Source organism: Escherichia sp. HH26CH, assembly GCF_009820205.1.
Taxonomy (GTDB): domain Bacteria; phylum Pseudomonadota; class Gammaproteobacteria; order Enterobacterales; family Enterobacteriaceae; genus Escherichia; species Escherichia coli_F.
This window is the reverse complement of sequence record NZ_VNXM01000032.1, coordinates 22642-38269: the sequence shown is the minus strand read 5'-3', so window position 1 is coordinate 38269 and position 15628 is coordinate 22642. Positions and strand designations below refer to the sequence as shown.

29 protein-coding genes and 1 pseudogene are annotated in these 15628 nt (G+C 47.1%); all 30 read left to right on the top strand.

Features of this window, described 5'->3' with window-relative positions; all coding sequences use genetic code 11:
* The first annotated feature begins 58 nt into the window (after positions 1-58).
* The 30 genes and pseudogenes from FQ015_RS10715 (at position 59) to FQ015_RS10580 (ending at position 15628) form a co-directional block, all read left to right on the top strand.
* Positions 59-334, top strand: a complete 276-nt coding sequence (locus tag FQ015_RS10715) for a YdaS family helix-turn-helix protein (protein ID WP_001053423.1) — start codon at positions 59-61, stop codon at positions 332-334.
* Entirely contained in the window at positions 318-740 is a 423-nt protein-coding gene (locus FQ015_RS10710) for a toxin YdaT family protein (protein ID WP_160524044.1), read from the top strand. The genes FQ015_RS10715 and FQ015_RS10710 overlap by 17 nt, the downstream gene beginning before the upstream one ends.
* 19 nt (positions 741-759) lie before the next feature.
* Entirely contained in the window at positions 760-1173 is a 414-nt protein-coding gene (locus tag FQ015_RS10705; RefSeq protein ID WP_040092190.1) for a hypothetical protein, read from the top strand.
* Between the two features lie 509 nt (positions 1174-1682).
* Positions 1683-2597, top strand: a complete 915-nt coding sequence (locus FQ015_RS10700; RefSeq protein ID WP_160524066.1) for a DnaT-like ssDNA-binding domain-containing protein — start codon at positions 1683-1685, stop codon at positions 2595-2597.
* Positions 2590-3051, top strand: coding sequence for a replication protein P (locus FQ015_RS10695; RefSeq protein ID WP_000139473.1), 462 nt, complete (start codon positions 2590-2592; stop codon positions 3049-3051). Before FQ015_RS10700 ends, FQ015_RS10695 begins: the two co-directional genes overlap by 8 nt.
* Positions 3052-3084: 33 nt before the next feature.
* On the top strand, positions 3085-3846 hold the full coding sequence (locus tag FQ015_RS10690; RefSeq protein ID WP_160524043.1) for a DUF1627 domain-containing protein: 762 nt from the start codon (positions 3085-3087) through the stop codon (positions 3844-3846).
* Between the two features lie 15 nt (positions 3847-3861).
* A complete protein-coding gene (locus FQ015_RS10685; protein WP_160524042.1) occupies positions 3862-4284 on the top strand; it encodes a DUF977 family protein in 423 nt (140 codons plus the stop codon).
* Positions 4281-4556 (top strand): hypothetical protein, encoded by a 276-nt coding sequence (locus FQ015_RS10680; RefSeq protein ID WP_160524041.1) that lies wholly within the window; start codon positions 4281-4283, stop codon positions 4554-4556. The genes FQ015_RS10685 and FQ015_RS10680 overlap by 4 nt, the downstream gene beginning before the upstream one ends.
* The gene (locus FQ015_RS10675; RefSeq protein ID WP_001469652.1) at positions 4549-4758 is read left to right on the top strand and encodes a hypothetical protein; all 210 of its coding nucleotides are present in this window, start codon (positions 4549-4551) and stop codon (positions 4756-4758) included. The genes FQ015_RS10680 and FQ015_RS10675 overlap by 8 nt, the downstream gene beginning before the upstream one ends.
* Positions 4755-5393, top strand: coding sequence for an ead/Ea22-like family protein (locus FQ015_RS10670; RefSeq protein WP_160524040.1), 639 nt, complete (start codon positions 4755-4757; stop codon positions 5391-5393). Before FQ015_RS10675 ends, FQ015_RS10670 begins: the two co-directional genes overlap by 4 nt.
* Before the next feature lie 97 nt (positions 5394-5490).
* Positions 5491-5814 carry a hypothetical protein gene (locus tag FQ015_RS10665; RefSeq protein ID WP_160524039.1) on the top strand — a complete coding sequence of 108 codons (324 nt, stop codon included), beginning with the start codon at positions 5491-5493 and terminating at the stop codon, positions 5812-5814.
* Between the two features lie 196 nt (positions 5815-6010).
* Positions 6011-6307 (top strand): hypothetical protein, encoded by a 297-nt coding sequence (locus tag FQ015_RS10660; RefSeq protein ID WP_237427026.1) that lies wholly within the window; start codon positions 6011-6013, stop codon positions 6305-6307.
* 37 nt (positions 6308-6344) lie between these two features.
* A complete protein-coding gene (locus FQ015_RS10655; RefSeq protein ID WP_160524038.1) occupies positions 6345-7241 on the top strand; it encodes a hypothetical protein in 897 nt (298 codons plus the stop codon).
* A 236-nt stretch (positions 7242-7477) separates the two neighbouring features.
* Entirely contained in the window at positions 7478-7633 is a 156-nt protein-coding gene (gene hokD, locus FQ015_RS10650) for a type I toxin-antitoxin system toxin HokD (protein WP_000813254.1), read from the top strand.
* Positions 7634-7910: 277 nt separating this feature from the next.
* Positions 7911-7988: pseudogene (locus tag FQ015_RS24180) on the top strand (hypothetical protein); the annotation flags it as partial.
* A 155-nt stretch (positions 7989-8143) separates the two neighbouring features.
* Positions 8144-8743 (top strand): DUF1367 family protein, encoded by a 600-nt coding sequence (locus FQ015_RS10645; protein WP_000940341.1) that lies wholly within the window; start codon positions 8144-8146, stop codon positions 8741-8743.
* Positions 8743-9033, top strand: coding sequence for a DUF1364 domain-containing protein (locus FQ015_RS10640; protein ID WP_089560801.1), 291 nt, complete (start codon positions 8743-8745; stop codon positions 9031-9033). The genes FQ015_RS10645 and FQ015_RS10640 overlap by 1 nt, the downstream gene beginning before the upstream one ends.
* A complete protein-coding gene (locus FQ015_RS10635; protein ID WP_086590294.1) occupies positions 9030-9572 on the top strand; it encodes a DUF1133 family protein in 543 nt (180 codons plus the stop codon). Before FQ015_RS10640 ends, FQ015_RS10635 begins: the two co-directional genes overlap by 4 nt.
* A gap of 248 nt (positions 9573-9820) precedes the next feature.
* Positions 9821-10534: a hypothetical protein gene (locus tag FQ015_RS10630; protein WP_160524036.1), complete on the top strand. Its 714-nt coding sequence runs from the start codon at positions 9821-9823 to the stop codon at positions 10532-10534.
* A gap of 62 nt (positions 10535-10596) precedes the next feature.
* Complete coding sequence (locus FQ015_RS10625) at positions 10597-11010, top strand: subtilase family AB5 toxin binding subunit (protein WP_024179138.1); 414 nt, start codon at positions 10597-10599, stop codon at positions 11008-11010.
* Positions 11003-11740 carry a scabin-related ADP-ribosyltransferase gene (locus FQ015_RS10620; protein ID WP_001469648.1) on the top strand — a complete coding sequence of 246 codons (738 nt, stop codon included), beginning with the start codon at positions 11003-11005 and terminating at the stop codon, positions 11738-11740. The genes FQ015_RS10625 and FQ015_RS10620 overlap by 8 nt, the downstream gene beginning before the upstream one ends.
* A gap of 135 nt (positions 11741-11875) precedes the next feature.
* On the top strand, positions 11876-12268 hold the full coding sequence (locus FQ015_RS10615; RefSeq protein WP_053287504.1) for a putative holin: 393 nt from the start codon (positions 11876-11878) through the stop codon (positions 12266-12268).
* Positions 12258-12536 carry a phage holin family protein gene (locus tag FQ015_RS10610; RefSeq protein WP_000950571.1) on the top strand — a complete coding sequence of 93 codons (279 nt, stop codon included), beginning with the start codon at positions 12258-12260 and terminating at the stop codon, positions 12534-12536. The genes FQ015_RS10615 and FQ015_RS10610 overlap by 11 nt, the downstream gene beginning before the upstream one ends.
* A 1-nt stretch (position 12537) precedes the next feature.
* Complete coding sequence (locus tag FQ015_RS10605; protein ID WP_160524035.1) at positions 12538-13083, top strand: glycoside hydrolase family 108 protein; 546 nt, start codon at positions 12538-12540, stop codon at positions 13081-13083.
* A 219-nt stretch (positions 13084-13302) separates the two neighbouring features.
* Positions 13303-13416, top strand: coding sequence for a hypothetical protein (locus tag FQ015_RS10600; RefSeq protein WP_160524034.1), 114 nt, complete (start codon positions 13303-13305; stop codon positions 13414-13416).
* Positions 13417-13444: 28 nt separating this feature from the next.
* Complete coding sequence (locus tag FQ015_RS23960; protein ID WP_202385089.1) at positions 13445-13600, top strand: hypothetical protein; 156 nt, start codon at positions 13445-13447, stop codon at positions 13598-13600.
* A 126-nt stretch (positions 13601-13726) separates the two neighbouring features.
* Positions 13727-14005: a ParB/Srx family N-terminal domain-containing protein gene (locus FQ015_RS10595; protein ID WP_160524033.1), complete on the top strand. Its 279-nt coding sequence runs from the start codon at positions 13727-13729 to the stop codon at positions 14003-14005.
* The gene (locus FQ015_RS10590) at positions 13971-14516 is read left to right on the top strand and encodes a transcriptional regulator (protein ID WP_160524032.1); all 546 of its coding nucleotides are present in this window, start codon (positions 13971-13973) and stop codon (positions 14514-14516) included. The genes FQ015_RS10595 and FQ015_RS10590 overlap by 35 nt, the downstream gene beginning before the upstream one ends.
* Complete coding sequence (locus FQ015_RS10585; protein ID WP_160524031.1) at positions 14509-15441, top strand: hypothetical protein; 933 nt, start codon at positions 14509-14511, stop codon at positions 15439-15441. Before FQ015_RS10590 ends, FQ015_RS10585 begins: the two co-directional genes overlap by 8 nt.
* Positions 15419-15628 carry a hypothetical protein gene (locus FQ015_RS10580; protein ID WP_053507844.1) on the top strand — a complete coding sequence of 70 codons (210 nt, stop codon included), beginning with the start codon at positions 15419-15421 and terminating at the stop codon, positions 15626-15628. The genes FQ015_RS10585 and FQ015_RS10580 overlap by 23 nt, the downstream gene beginning before the upstream one ends.

Genomic DNA, 15628 nt, shown 5'->3' with positions numbered 1-15628 from the left:
TGATCTTTAAAATTAGTGGGGCTAATATTTGCTCGAGGCATAACGTAGAAGGTTGGCTATGAACTTAAGAGACTATTTAAAAGAGAAACATATCACCCAGCTACAGTTTGGGAAGCTAACGGGTTTATCTCAGGTGCATGTAAGTCGAGTGCTGGGGGGCTATGAAAGATTCAGCCCTGAAAAAGCATTACGTGTTGCTGAAGTAACGAATTTCGAGGTTACACCTCATGAACTCCGGCCTGATATCTACCCGAATCCAACCGACGGTTTACCTGTTGGATGTAAGGCTAACACACAAAATACACAGGAGTTGATTCATGAAAATCAGGCATGAGCACATCGAATCAGTGCTGTTAGCCCTGGCAGCCGAAAAAGGGCAGGCGTGGGTCGCTAACGCAATTACTGAAGAATATCTGCGCCAGGGGGGAGGTGAATTGTCTCTGACACCAGGCAGGGACTGGAACAATCAGCAGAATATCTATCACCGTTGGTTAAAAGGTGAAACGGAAGCGCAAAGGGAAAAAATTCAGAAACTGATCCCTGCAATTCTGGCAATTCTTCCGCGCGAGCTGCGTCACCGACTCTGCATCTTCGATACCCTGGAACGCCGTGCATTACTGGCGGCGCAGGAAGCGTTGAGTACGGCAATTGATGCGCATGATGATGCAGTCCAGGCCGTTTACCGGAAAGCACATTTCAGCGGTGGTGGAGCGTCCGACGATTCTGTTGTAGTGCATTGATTGAATAGGGTATCCAATAATGAAAATCAAACCGTACATAAATGCCGGAAATCTTACTCCCGGCGAACTACGAGACTGGATCCTGAAACTTGCAAAAAATGCAGAAATTGCGGGTTGGGGTACAGAAACTTCGGTTCGGAAGCTTCAGAGCGCAGAACTTAGCCTGCGCTCAGTTATGGACGATTTATCCCCAAGAATTAATTTTCTGGGGTCAGAGCAAATAATTCGTTCGGAAGGTCACTCCAGCGAAGTTGCGGAAGTTCTGAATACTCTGAGGGTAACTTTTGCTGCCGTTCGCGATATTCAACGAACCATTCTCTCATTGATTTCTCAGCTTCAAGAAATTGATAGTCGCATTCCTGACGGGGGTCATAGAGAGCGTCTTCCAGAATGTGAAGAGCAAGGACAGGGGAAACAGATAAGGGATCAGTAATACGTTTTTCACTTGCCTGGTATAGCAATCTCGCCAGCGAATCATAGCTACTGGGGCTCAGGAGAGAATCCCGTGAGTGATTTGTAAGAATCAGGTGGAAGCGGGTGAGAACTATAGCCCTGCATGTTACCAGGTTAACCATGTCGTGGTCGTGCTGGTTAATTTTGTACACAGTGCGCATGTGATTTTTAATTTTTTGGCAAACAGCCATTAAAGACATGTCGAACCTCCTTTGGTTCTGTTGATTGGGGAATCACAGATTATATCCGGAGGAAGGTTCGACACCAGATGAGGCAATTATGGTTAAGGCTAAAAACATGCCAAATCCCATGCCAAAAACTAAGGCAAACAATGAGCCTTATCGCAAGGTAAAAATAACGATATGGGATGATCCCAAATTTAGGGCGTTATCTCCTCTGCCTCCAAGTGGACAGAGTTTGTTTATTTATCTGCTGACCAGTCCATTTACCGGGATTATTCCTGGGTTGTTTAAAGCCGGGCGGGCAGCAATGGCTGAAGAGTTGGGGTGGGATATCGAAGCCTTTGACTTAGCCTTAGGCGAAGCCATGAATCTTGGCATGGTGAAAGCAGATATCAAAGCCAGAGTTTTTTGGCTCCCGAATGCTGCGAAACACAATCCGCCAAACTCGATAAATGTCATTAAATCCTGGGCAAAGGCATTCGCTTTAATTCCTGATTGCCCTCTCAAATGGGAGGCCAGGGAATCGCTGAGAGCCGCGTCCTACGGGGTTTCTGAGGCTTTGGGGATGGCATTCGATAAGGCAATCCATTTGCCTGAGGATAAGCCTAAGGATAAGGCTAACGCTTTGTCATGCGGTATCCAGATAACAGATAACAGATATATAAACCCCACACATAACGCGCGCGTGCGCGAGAGTGTTCCGGCCAGTGAGGCAAATGGCGTGCCGTTGCAGACAGCGGAACCTGATTACCTGGAAGGCCTGAGCGAACCCATCGGGAAATTTCCGATGACCGATAGCTGGCATCCGTCGCCGGATTTTCGACGACGGGCTGCGCTGTGGGGCGTGGCTCTTCCTGAGCCGGAATTTACACCAGCTGAACTTGCCGCCTTCCGGGACTACTGGGCAGCGGAGGGGAAAGTTTTCACGCAGGTTCAGTGGGAGCAGAAATTCGCCCGTCACGTACATCACGTCAGGGCGCAGGTTAAACCAGTCAGCAAGGGGGTGAGCCATGCAGCCGCACCAGGTGGCACCGCATCACGGGCAGTTCAGGAAATTCGGGCAGCACGTGAGCAGTGGGAACGTGAAAACGGATTTATCAGCGACGGAAACGGCGTGGAAGCTGTGGGAACTCATGGGGGAGGTTTATTCGAACCGCTGGACCCAGAAGAACGGGGCCGCACCTTCGAAGCTCTGGATTGCACAGATTGGCGCGATGACTGAGCAGCAAATCAGACAGGTCTGCCGCCAGTGCATGGACCGCTGCCGGGCGGGTGAAACATGGCCTCCGGACCTGGCTGAGTTTGTGGCACTGATTTCGGAAAGCGGAGCCAATCCATTCGGTCTGACGGTGGATGCTGTGATGGAGGAGTACCGCCGCTGGCGCAATGAGTCCTGGCGATACGACGGAAGTGATAAGTACCCGTGGTCTCAGCCTGTGCTGTATCACATTTGCCTCGAGATGCGTTCAAAGGGGATTGAGCGCCAGATGACCGAAGGGGAATTAAAACGGCTTGCAGAACGGCAGCTGACGAAATGGGCAAAGCATGTAGGTAACGGCCTGAGCGTTCCGCCAGTCCGGCGACAACTGGCGGCACCCAAACGCCCGTCGGGGCCAACGCCAATTGAGTTGCTGAAACAGGAATATGAACGCCGGAAAGCGGCTGGTTTTGTTTGAGTTGATAAGTAATTTTACCGGGAGGAAATTTTAATGGAGACTGTTTTTGACGCACTGAAAGCAATGGGAAAAGCCACGTCGGTAGAACTCGCTGCGCGACTTGATATCAGCCGTGAAGAAGTGCTGAACGAGCTGTGGGAACTGAAAAAGTCTGGCTTCGTTGATAAAAGCGTAAACACCTGGCGTGTGGCTGATAACAACGTTCAGCAGGAGCAGCCAGCGCCGGCAGAACTGCCGGAAGAAACTACCACGGCAACAGTCGCGAAAATTTCAGAGAGCGATTTAACTGCGACGATTGAACAACGTGGACCACAAACGGCGGATGAACTGGCTACGCTGTTCGGTACCACATCCCGCAAAGTGGCTTCAACGCTGGCAATGGCAATCAGCAAAGGTCGTCTGATTCGTGTAAACCAGAACGGTAAATTTCGTTACTGCATACCGGGTGATAATTTACCAGCAGAGCCGAAAGTTGAATCGGTAGCGGAAACCGATGGTAAAGCCTTTCCTCAGCCAGCAGGTGTTGCGTTACCAGTACAGGAAGCTGCAACACAGGAAGATATTAAAACAGAAACTGTGGCGGGCATTGTGCAGTCGCTACCATCGTTTACCGAAACGCGAGCGGATGACCTGGTTTTACCATCGCTGCACATGGCAAACCGTGAACTGCGCCGGGCGAAAAATCATGTCCAGAAGTGGGAGCGTGTCTGCGCCGCGCTGCGGGAGCTGAACAAGCACCGGGATATTGTTCGACAGATTACTGATTCTTCCCGCCGTGTTGTATCGGAAAAGTGATTGCCGGAGGCGCTTATGGCAAAAATTTTTACACAAGAAGAGCGAGAAAAAATTAAAGGGCAGGTTGTTGAGCTGGTACGCCGGAGTGGGCGCGAGACGTTACGGCAACTGGAAGCCAAGACAGGTGCGACAAGATATCTGATGAGCGTTCTCGCCAGAGAACTGGTCGCCAGTGGTGATGTTTACAATTCAGGCTACGGATTATTCCCGTCTGAGCAGGCGCGTAAAGACTGGCAAAACGCCCGCAAAAAACTATCAAGGGCAAAGGTGAAGAAACCGGTTGTGGTTGATCCTGATCTTATCTGGTCATTACCAGACGGAGAAATACGTCGTTACAACAGACGACAGAAAATAATCTGTCGCGAGTGCCGGAATAGTGAAGTTATGCAGCGCGTGCTGGCGTTTTATCAGGGGAAATTTCAGGAGGTGGTGCGGTGAGTGAATCAAAATGCCAGGTTAATGGCAACAAGATAGAACCGTGCGCGGCGTTGACGCAATCCCTGGAGCATGACGCTGAATACACGACGCGAAAAGGTCTGCTGAAATACAAAATCTATGACCATGCATTAATTCATTCACAAGACCTGATCATGCTGCGGTCTGGTGAATTTTCTAAATCGCCGATTCGAGTTTCATTTTGCCCGTTCTGTGGTGAAAGTCTGAAAACGTGGGAAGCGGAGGCAACCAGTGAACGGAAAAAGAATGACTAACAGAGAGCTTGTCGATGCCGCGATTAAGCTTGCTGGTGATTTTTATTCAATGATGGGGTACGCGCATCGCCCTGGATTCAAATATTGGGAATCACCGCATCCGCAAGAGCAGCAGGTATTTCAAATGGCCTGCCGTGCTTTTGAGGTTATTCGCGGTTCTGATGTGATGGACGCCGTTGCCGACCTGGAGGATGAAGAGTGAGCAAGATTGACTATCAGGCACTACGTGCTAAGGCAGAAAAAGCAACATGTGGCGAGTGGTCGCTCGAATATGGAAAGGGCCGATTTGATGGTGATGATGCACTAATTCATCGTGAAGTTGCTGGATATATTCCTGTTTGCAGAATTGAAGGAGCGCATCCAGAAAGCGGTTTCGATGAAGATTTCCAAATGGAACAGCAGGCCAATGCTGAATTCATCGCTGCAGCCAATCCAGCTACCGTGCTGACACTGCTGGATGAACGGGAAGCCCAAAGCAAACGCATTGCAGAGCTGGAGACTAATCTTGTTGCACTTGCGGCGGAGAATGCGGGAATAAAGTCTGCAATTCCTCAACTACGGGATATTGATGCTGACAATGACAATATGGATGACGTATCTCTTGCTGAAGACTTCGGATTCAATCATGCAATAGAACGGATGAAACGACGGGTTACTGAAATTCCGGCTGCTGACGCTTTCCTGGCTGATGTTCGAGCGGGGGCGCTTAACGACCTTTGCAAGGCGTTTGTCAGGCACGCAAAAGTTGCAGGACTGGATGATGCCGATACCGTAACGCTTAAGGAAGTGACAGAAGCATTGTTGCATTGTGCAGAACAGATTCGCGCGCCTGAATAATTAAATTTAGTGTTGTAAATAAAATTTAATCCTTAACCGGAGGGATTTCTGCACCCTCAGAACATCGGGAGGCCGCCTGAAAGGGCGGTAATGAAAAGTGACTGAATTAACCAAAGAGCAATTAATCGAAGAAGCCAAATTAAAAATAGCGATTGCGAAATGCCACCCCAATTCAGGGATGGCACGGGTAGAGGGCGAGTTATTCAAAATTGCACTGGCATCGCTGGTAGCAGAGCCAGCTGGTAAATTGCATGAATACAAACCAGTGGGATATCAGCGTCTGGTCGACGAGTTAACCATGCTGGTAAAGCGGTTAGCCTGGCAACTGAAGAAAGCGAAACCGGGCTGCAAATTGCCGGATAAAGCGATGAACTATCTGGAGCGAAACGGACTGATAGGCGTGGAGAATGTTTTACGATGACCTGGCCTGAAGCATTCACAACGGTAGGAATTGCGATGGCGGTAGCACTGGTGGCGTATTCGATTTGCCGCTGGGGTTGACGTAAACGGAGGTGCAAAGTTATATTTTCTCAGTGTGGTCGGTTACTCGATCACACGGTTTTTGTTCGTAAAAATACCAGATTGTTAGAATGTTGTATGCGGATTCATAAGGATAGATGATGAAATTCACAGGGTTACAGTCCTCGGCGTTACCTGATACTTCTGATTCAGTAAAAGAATGTGTGAATCTCGGGCAGTGGATGCTGTTCAAATCTTATGCGCATGAAATGACCACAACATTTGAAGTGGTGTTTTTTCTGAAAACTGACGATGAAATATTTGGTTTGAATGAAAGAGGACAAATAACGTCCACGCAAATTACTGAACATTTAAGCATAGATGAGCTTTTTTACTTTATTGATTTACCAAAGCCACCATCTTTCAGTAATGCTATGTTTCCTGAATATTTATAAATTTTCAATTTAACACATTCGAATCATAAGGATATGTATGAGCCTTAGGTCTGAGCGTACAAAATGGGTTATGTTTTTGCCTTGTTCTAAAGAAGAGGTTGAGCCGCGCCACGTTTTTGATATTGTTTTTGGTGTGCTATGCCTTGAGAAGGCTGGTATAAATCCCCAAGATATATCAATATATATTGACAGCCCTAACAGGAATTTTGATGGTTTTTTTTCATCAGCCTCGAAGTATCCTTATACGTCGAAAGCATCAGCAGATTTTTTTAATGACTTACATGATAATAACTACAGTAATATCGTTATGTTTGTCACCGGTCATGGTTGCCCGCAAGGGCTCGATGCAAAAAATCCTATCCCGCCTCATCAACTTCTTAAAGCTTTAAAAGGAACGCCTAATTTAAACAATGCTATTGTTTATCTTGGACAGTGTTATGCAGGTACATTCAATTTTGTTGGGGCGGGTAAAAGAAAGGATGGTGAACCCGAAGTTATTTTAATTGGGGCGACTAATCTTACTGAAAGCCTGAGTATAGGGACTACTGAAACGTTTCTTGATGGGAATGAATTTCCCTGGCCAGCCAATATTTTTCTTCTTCATGTTTTTAAATGGATGTCGGAACCGTCTGATATAGATGGCGATGGCCGTTATACCGTAATGGATTCTTATAAGCATGCGGGTATTTTTACTAACCTTGTGAATAAAAAAACAAAAACAGATATGTTTGGTGAGATAATTAATATCCATGCGGAATGTAATAAACTCATGGCTCTGGCTTCTTCGGGTACAGGGAATTGGATAGTTGATACGACAAATGAGTTAAATTATAAGGCCAAAAAAACTCAACTCCAAAACTTATTGATTGCGCACCACACCCATCAAGAATGTTGGATATTAAACGCAAGACCAGCGCAAAAAATTGAATTTTAATTGATCGTCATGTCAATTAATTACAATAACGAGTTATCTCCGTGAGAAAAAACGGTTTGCGTGAAAAGGAGAGTTAAGTAAAATTACTGCGGGTGCTTGAGGCTATCTGCCTCGGGCATGCCACCAAAGGCAGATAGATAAAAGCCCCACCCGACTATAAATCGAAGTGAGGCCCCTATATGCTCGTCACATATAGATTGCCTCTTGCGGACCGAAAGGTCAAGGAGAAGCAGGCTATGAAGCAGCAAAAGGCGATGTTAATCGCCCTGATCGTCATCTGTTTAACCGTCATAGTGACGGCACTGGTAACGAGGAAAGACCTCTGCGAGGTACGAATCCGAACCGGCCAGACGGAGGTCGCTGTCTTCACAGCTTACGAACCTGAGGAGTAAGAGACCAGGCGGGGTAAACCCCCGCCACCTCTGATGTGTCAGGCATCCTCAACGCACCCGCACTAAACTCGCTTCGGCGGGTTTTTTGTTTTTTTTTTCAGTGAGTTTGTTCCGTCTGCCTGTACTGGTGTGGGGGGCTAATTTTGTTATTCAGGTGGCTTATTGCTGTTGATCGGTATGTCTTCACGGCTAGAATCGAGGCTCTTAAGTAGCGCGCAGGGATAAGAGGGATGGACCCTGAGAAGGGGAGAGCTATTTATCTGGAAGGATTCTGAAGATGAAAATCGAAGAATTGCGTGAAATTTTTAGTGAAAATGGCCTCTATGCTGTGCGCGTTGAGAATGGGAAAGTTGTCTACACAACGTTAATTCCTGATGATCATGTGATTTTATCTATCGAGGCATTCATTGAATACCTGGAAAGGCTCGGTTTCAAGGTGGTTCGGGAATGAGTTATAATTCGTAAGCCAGCCTGAACAACTGGCAACCTACAGCGCCATTGGAGATAACAATGGCGCATATACAACTGGTCAAACAAACTTCTTCTGGTTTACTTCTCCCGGCGACGCCGGAGAGTTGTGATTTTCTGCATCAAATCAAAATAGGCGAGTGGATACACGCTGATTTTAAGCGCGTTCGTAACTACGCATTCCATAAGCGTTTTTTCAAACTTCTGCAACTCGGATTCGATTACTGGACTCCGGTCGGAGGGGCGATCACGCCTCGCGAACGAAAACTGGTTTCAGGATTCGTTGATTACCTGTGTGAATCAGTAGGCCGGGAACATACGCCAGCTCTGAGCGAAGCCGCAGAGCAATATCTGAATACAGTTGCGACACGCAGAACCCGGGATACGGCATTGCTAAAGTCGTTTGAGGCTTTCCGCGAGTGGGTAACCATTCAGGCCGGATTTTACACCGAGCATATTTATCCGGACGGTAGCCGCGGGCGTCGAGCGAAATCCATCGCGTTTGCGAATATGGACGAAACCGAGTTTCAGCAGGTTTATAAATCTGTGCTAAATGTGCTGTGGAACTGGATCCTGTTCCGTAAATTTTCCTCTCCGGAACAAGTCGAAAATGTGGCCGCGCAGCTACTGGAGTTTGCGTAATGGTGAATTTACGTAAAGCGGCGCGGGGCCAGATGTGCCAGGTCAGAATCCCTGGATACTGCAATCACAATCCTGAAACGTCTGTGCTGGCGCATTACCGACTGGCGGGAACGTGTGGAACGGCGATAAAACCACACGATATGCAGGCAGCGATTGCCTGTAGCTCGTGCCACGATTTAATCGACGGGCGGGTAATAACCAGCGATTACACCAAAGAAGAATTACGCCTGATGCATGCAGAAGGTGTTTTTCGCACACAAGAAATCTGGAGAAAGGAAGGTTATTTATGATTTACCCAACGAATACAGGAAAAAGCGGAGAACACCTTCGTCTCACCACGCTGGAAAGTGTCTGGATTCAGGGGAAACTGCGTATGTGGGGGCGCTGGTCGTATATTGGTGGCGGTAAGACGGGGAATATGTTTAACCAGATGTTGACCTCTAAAAAGCTGACAAAAACGGCAATTAACGAGGCGCTCCGGAGGATGAAAAAAGCAGGTCTGGATAAACCTGAACTTGAGGCTTTTTTGCGGGATATGATTAACGGCAAGCAAAAGAGCTGGCTGGTACATTGTACCGATTCAGAGGCATTAATAATCGACAGGGTTATTGGCGAAGTACTGGCGGATCATCCCGGGCTGCTTAATGTCCTGAGTCAGCGTTATGAGGGGCGAGGGATGAGTAAGAGAAGGATGGCCGAGTTATTAAACGAACAGTACCCAGAGTGGTGTTTTAGCACATGCGAAAAGCGAATTGCTAATTGGTTGGCTGTTGCTGAGTATGCGCTATACATTCCCATGCGAGAATCATTTGCTCAAAAAATGGCTTGATTTTTTACGCACAAACTGCTTCAATTCCGGTACGCTTCGCAAAGCTGTATCGCGAGGCGAACCAAGCGCATGAACTTTACCAGAACCCGCCATTGAGCGGGTTTTTTATATCTGGAAAGCGGTGCATAACGTTAAACGTGATGGCGATTGCTCAATGAGTTTCTCCTGCTCTGAAGTCTCTTGACTGCATGGAATCTCCTTTGTTATGTAAGGTGAGTTGATGTTTTAAAATTGTTAGAGAGATGGGTATGGATGACAGCACTTTGCTGAGGAACTCTTCACTTTTTATTGCTTATATGGGCTGTCTTGGATGGGGAAGCGCTTATTTCTATGGATGGGGGACTTCCTTTTATTATGGCTTTCCATGGTGGATCGTCGGGGCTGGCGTTGATGATGTGGCCCGAAGTTTGTTTTATGCTGTGAGCGTTATCGTTATATTCCTTACTGGATGGGGAGTAGGTATTGTTTTCTTTTTAGGCATAAAACAAAAAAACAATATACAGAATTTGAGTTTTATCAGACTTTTTCTGGCAATATTGCTGCTTTTTATTCCGCCTGTTCTGGAGTTTTCGGTAATTCATCAGCACGTTGAGCCAGATGTGCTGTTTTTTTGTGTTATTGCTGCCTTTACAATTACGCTTTTTGTCAGGTCAGGAAGAAGACTTATTTCAGTCAAATGTTTTTCGGAAGTGTCTTTTATTCGCCATCACCGGATTGAGTTTATTATGGCTGGATTCATGATTTATTTCTGGACATTCTCTCTTATTGCCGGTTGGTATAAACCCCAGTTTAAGAGGGAATATCAGACGATCCACTATGAGAATACTTGGTATTACGTTCTTGCTCGTTATAATAATCGTCTTGTTTTGTCGGAAAGTTTTGCTCCAGAAGAGGCACGGTTCATTATATTTAACACCGAGAATCATAATGACTATGAAGTCAAAATTGCCAGGGTGCGTTAATGAGTTTTATGAATATGTGTGAATGATTGTTTAGTGTTGATATTATATTGAAGGAATAGTGTGTGAAAAAAGTTCTCTCGATCTTACTTACTACTTTCGTTTTCTTTTCCGGAGCTGTGAAGGCTGAATGGACAGGAGATGTGGCAAATGATTTCTACTCTAATGCTGTGATTACAGACATGCATGTTGGACAAATTGACCAAAGTCCATATTTTTGTATAAAAGCACAACTTAATAACAATGAAACCATATCTGCATGTTCCATTCAAAAGCAAAGCATTTGGGGGCATTCCTATGAGACATTATTTTCACAGGCTCGATTTTTTTACTCTACCGGACAAAAAATAAGATTATATGTTAAGAGCAATGTATGGACATACGATAAGTTTTATTCCGTTTTTACACGAAATGCGTTGGTAGGCTTATCCACATGCGCAAACAATAACACATGCTTTGGTCCTTCGTACTATGAATAAAGCCATATGTCAATTAATTTCATTGATTGTATTTTTTTTTAGTATAACTTCACATGCTGTAGAGTTTGTTTATCGAGTTGATTCCCGACCTCCCGATGTTATTTTCAGAGATGGATTCACCGCACATGGATCAAACAGAAATCTTCAACAACACATCAGGGGAGACTCTTGTGCTGCAGGTAGCCGGGACAGTGCTTTTATAGCCACAACATCAGATATTAACGAAACATATAATATTGCTCGCCAGTATTATTCAAGCTCATTGTTTCATGGAGTGATGTATCGATATCGTATCAGGGCTGATGAAAATTTTTATAGTCTTGCTCCATCTGTTTCATATTTATCACGCAGAGGTGTGAGTTTTAACTCATTTGAACAGATAATGATGCATGAGCAAAGTGAATTAGTTGCTGTTGAGATGATACCAACTGAAAATATTGTTGAAGCAGTTCAGTTAAATTACGACAGATTTAATAGTGTTGTTACTGATGGGGTTGGCACATCTAATGCTCGTTATGTCAGTCTGAGGACCGAATCAAATTCTGGGGTTATTCCTGATTTGCCAGTGCCCCAGGTAAGTGTAAGAGACCGCATTAGTGCCTTTGGCTCGTTACTTACCGTGTGTTTTTCTCTGAGAGGTGTCAATCGGGACAGAGATAACAGGGAAATAATTGATAGTGTAAGTTTTTATGATGCCAGGCTGGTGATTAGCGACTTAATAAATCAGTAAACACCTTATTTAACTAATTCTCAGTAAAGTCCCATCTTTAAGAGCGTAAAGGATATCAATAGATGAACCTACAGGTAATGTGAGCAGTTTTTTATGGCTCGCTGGTGGTCTTTTTTATTTACAGGAGAAAAATGTATGTCTGAACCCTTATCCGGTTCCGGCACGGCTGCGGCGCTCGGCGGGGCGACGGTATTCGGGCTGTTTACCGGAACGGATTTCGGGATTGTGTTTGGTGCGTTCGCCGGGGCGTTATTTGTGGCAACGATGCCGCAGGCGCTTTCAGCCTGGCGTGTGGCGGCGCATTTTCTGGTGTCGTTCATTATCGGCGTGCTGGGGGCAGAGGTTCTGGCATCCTGGCTGGTCAGGCACACAGAGTTTAACGGTGCACCTGTTGACGCATTGTGTGCAGTACTGGTGTCAGTGGTGTCGGTGAAGATTCTCTCGTTCATCCACCAGCAGGATATTGCATCGCTGGTGTCCGGCCTGTTTTCCCGCCTGCGGGGTGGAGGAGGCGGCAATGTTAAGTAACCTTCCCGGATTGCTGAATGTGGCGTTATGCACGGTTATCGTGCTGACGCTCTTTTTTTATCGTCGTCGTGATTCAAGACATAAACCGTTGATGTCATGGCTGGCCTGGCTGTTGATGCTGCTGTATGCCTTTGCGCCCCTCAGCTATCTGTGTGGTCGCCCGTTAGCAACGGGCTGGCTGGAAGTGTTTTTTAATCTGCTGTTCTGCGTGCTGGTGATACGCGCGCGCGGTAACGTCACAAGAATCTTTCCATTGTTGAGGCACTGAGATGAAATCAAAGGACGTCATTTTTGATGAAATCCTCGGAAAAGAGGGCGGCTACGTCAATCATCCGGACGATAAAGGCGGGGCGACAAAATGGGGTATTACGGAAAAAGTCGCCCGCGCTCACGGATATCGCGGCGATATGCGTGACCTGACGCGCGGGCAGGCGCAGGAAATACTCGAGGCGGATTACTGGTTCGGGCCACGTTTCGACCAGGTCGCCGCATTATCCCCTGATATTGCCGCAGAGTTGTGTGATACCGGCGTGAATATGGGGCCGTCCGTGGCATCGAAAATGCTCCAACGCTGGCTGAACGTTTTCAACCTGCAAGGCAAATTGTTCCCGGATATGGACGCAGACGGGCGTATCGGCCCCCGCACGATTAATGCACTACGGACTTATCTGCAAAAACGCGGCAAAGACGGCGAACAGGTGATGTTGAAGGCGCTGAATTGCACGCAGGGTGACCGCTATCTGGAGCTGGCAGAAAAACGCGAGGCCAACGAGTCGTTTGTCTACGGCTGGATGAAAGAGCGAGTAGCAGTTTAAAAACTGACGCTGAAGTGCTGAACACCCTCAACTCATTCAGGCTCTTTTCTGGGGTTACGATGAGCGAAAGTAAGGGGTACAGCATCAGATAGCAAAAACCCCGGCTGCTGGAACAGTCCGGGGTTTTTAGTTTTCACGTCAAAGAGGAAATTGTGAGTAGTGAGTACGGAGAAAATCCTCGTGGGAAAGTATAAAAGATTCTTTTTGAGGTTGTCCATTATGAAAGGTATTGAAGTGGAAACTCCCGTGAGCCTTGATTTGACAAGGGCTGCGGCCTTTGCAATTCGCCTTGTGGCGGTCGCTGTTCTGATTTGGGCTGTGCGTTGGTGGTGATATGAGCCGAAAACACTGGACACACAGAATGTCGCGAACGGCGGCGAAATGGGCACTGGTAGCGGTACTGGTGCCTTTTTTATTGGTGGGATGCGTTAGCCTTGATAAGGCACGCCAGCTTTTCGATACAGCTTCTCAGGTCTGCCAGCTTATTGATGGCATTCGTCGGTGTGCGCAGAACTGATCACCAGCATTACAGCAGCCCTTCATGGTGAGGGGTTGCGATAATGCCAAAGCTCGTCATCGGCACCCGCCGCGCACCTAGCGCATTGGCCGATAGCGGGCTTTTTTATTCATAAAGCGAGGCTGTATGAGCGAGAAATTGAAGATCGTCTATCGCCCGTTACAAGAACTGTCTCCGTATGCACACAATGCCAGGACACACAGCCCTGAGCAGGTGGCACAACTGGTAGAAAGCATTAAGCAATTCGGCTGGACTAATCCGGTGCTGATTGACGAAAAGGGCGAAATTATTGCTGGTCATGGTCGCGTTATGGCGGCTGAAGTGCTCAAAATGGATTCCGTTCCGGTCATCGTTCTGTCTGGTCTGACGGATGATTCAGAAAAAGGCGTACCGCCTGGCAGATAATCGCCTGCCGATGAATGCTGGCTGGGATGAAGATCTGTTACGGATGGAGCTGTCGGACCTAATTAATGCTGATTTTGATGTCTCCCTGACAGGCTTCAGCCCGACAGAAATTGATGAACTGTTGACGGATATTTTGCCTGGTACAGGAAATGAGGAGGAGCCGTATACGACGAAAATTGATACGCCTGTTTATGAACCGTCGGGCGATAAACCGGATATCAGTGAACTGTACGACGATACGAAAACTCAGGAGCTGATCAGCCGGATACGTTCGGCGTCCATTGAGCCTGATATCGAAAAATTCCTCCTGTGCGCGGCAGAACGCCACACGGTGTTTAATTTCAGCAGAATTGCGGACTATTACGCCCACGCCCCCGCTGAAATTCAGTGCCTTTTCGAGGAGTCGGCGCTGGTGATCATTGATTATCAGCAGGCTATTGAAAATGGATTTGTCCGGATGACGCAGCGCATGGTGGAGATCATGCATGGCGGGGAGGAGGAATATGCGTGATGATTTTTGCGCCTTTATTCTGACTCACGGGCGACCGGACAAAGTTCTGACTTACCGGACGTTGCGTCGTGCTGGCTATACCGGGAAAATTTTTATCGTTGTTGATGATGAAGATAAGACACGGCATCAGTACATGGCTGAATTTGGTGAACAGGTGCTGGTGTTTTCCAAAGCAGATATAGCCAGTCGTTTTGACGAAGCCGATAATTTCGGTGATCGCCGCTCAATTTTTTACGCCCGTAATGCCTGTTTCGACCTGGCAAAACTGGTCGGGTGTAAATACTTCATTCAGCTCGATGATGATTATCACGAGTTCCAGTTTCGGGTGGATCGCAACTATGACCAGGCCTATTTCCCGATAAGGAAACTGGATGCGATCCTTTCTGAGATGCTGGCGTATTACGAATCAATACCTGCGCTTTCCATCGCTATGTCGCAGGGCGGGGATTTTCTTGGTGACAATGGCGGCCATGCTTCGTGGGTGAAACGCAAGGCAATGAACAGTTTTATCTGTTCCGTTGATCGACCGTTCTCATTCATGGGGCGCATTAACGAGGATGTGAATACGTACACGAATCTCGGTCGCTGTGGTGAATTGTTTATGACGATCGGTGCTGTCCAGTTAGGGCAGAAACAGACGCAGAAAAACAGCGGCGGAATGACCGAGCTGTATCTGGATTCCGGAACCTACGTTAAAAGTTTTTACTCCGTCATGCATGCGCCGTCGTGCGTAAAAATCTCACTGATGGGTGCCAGCCATAAACGCATTCACCATCAGGTCACCTGGAACAACGCTGCAGTAAAAATCCTTCACAAAAAATACAGGAAGAAGACACCCTGCATATCAATGGGGGTGACAAATGATTCCGTATTCGAAAGTCGAGTCTCTGGCAGCGTGCCGGATGACGGCACAACAAATCGCTGACGTTCTGGATGTTGATCTGAACCGACTGAAAGAAAATCGGGAAGCAATGACAAATTTTTACGCGTCCATCCGTAAGGGCAGAGCGAAAGGTGAAGCCGAGATACGGGCGGCATTGTTTAAGCTTGCCAGAAAAGGGGATGCCTTTGCCCTGCGCGAACTACTCAGGGTGGATAAAAATCAGGACTAA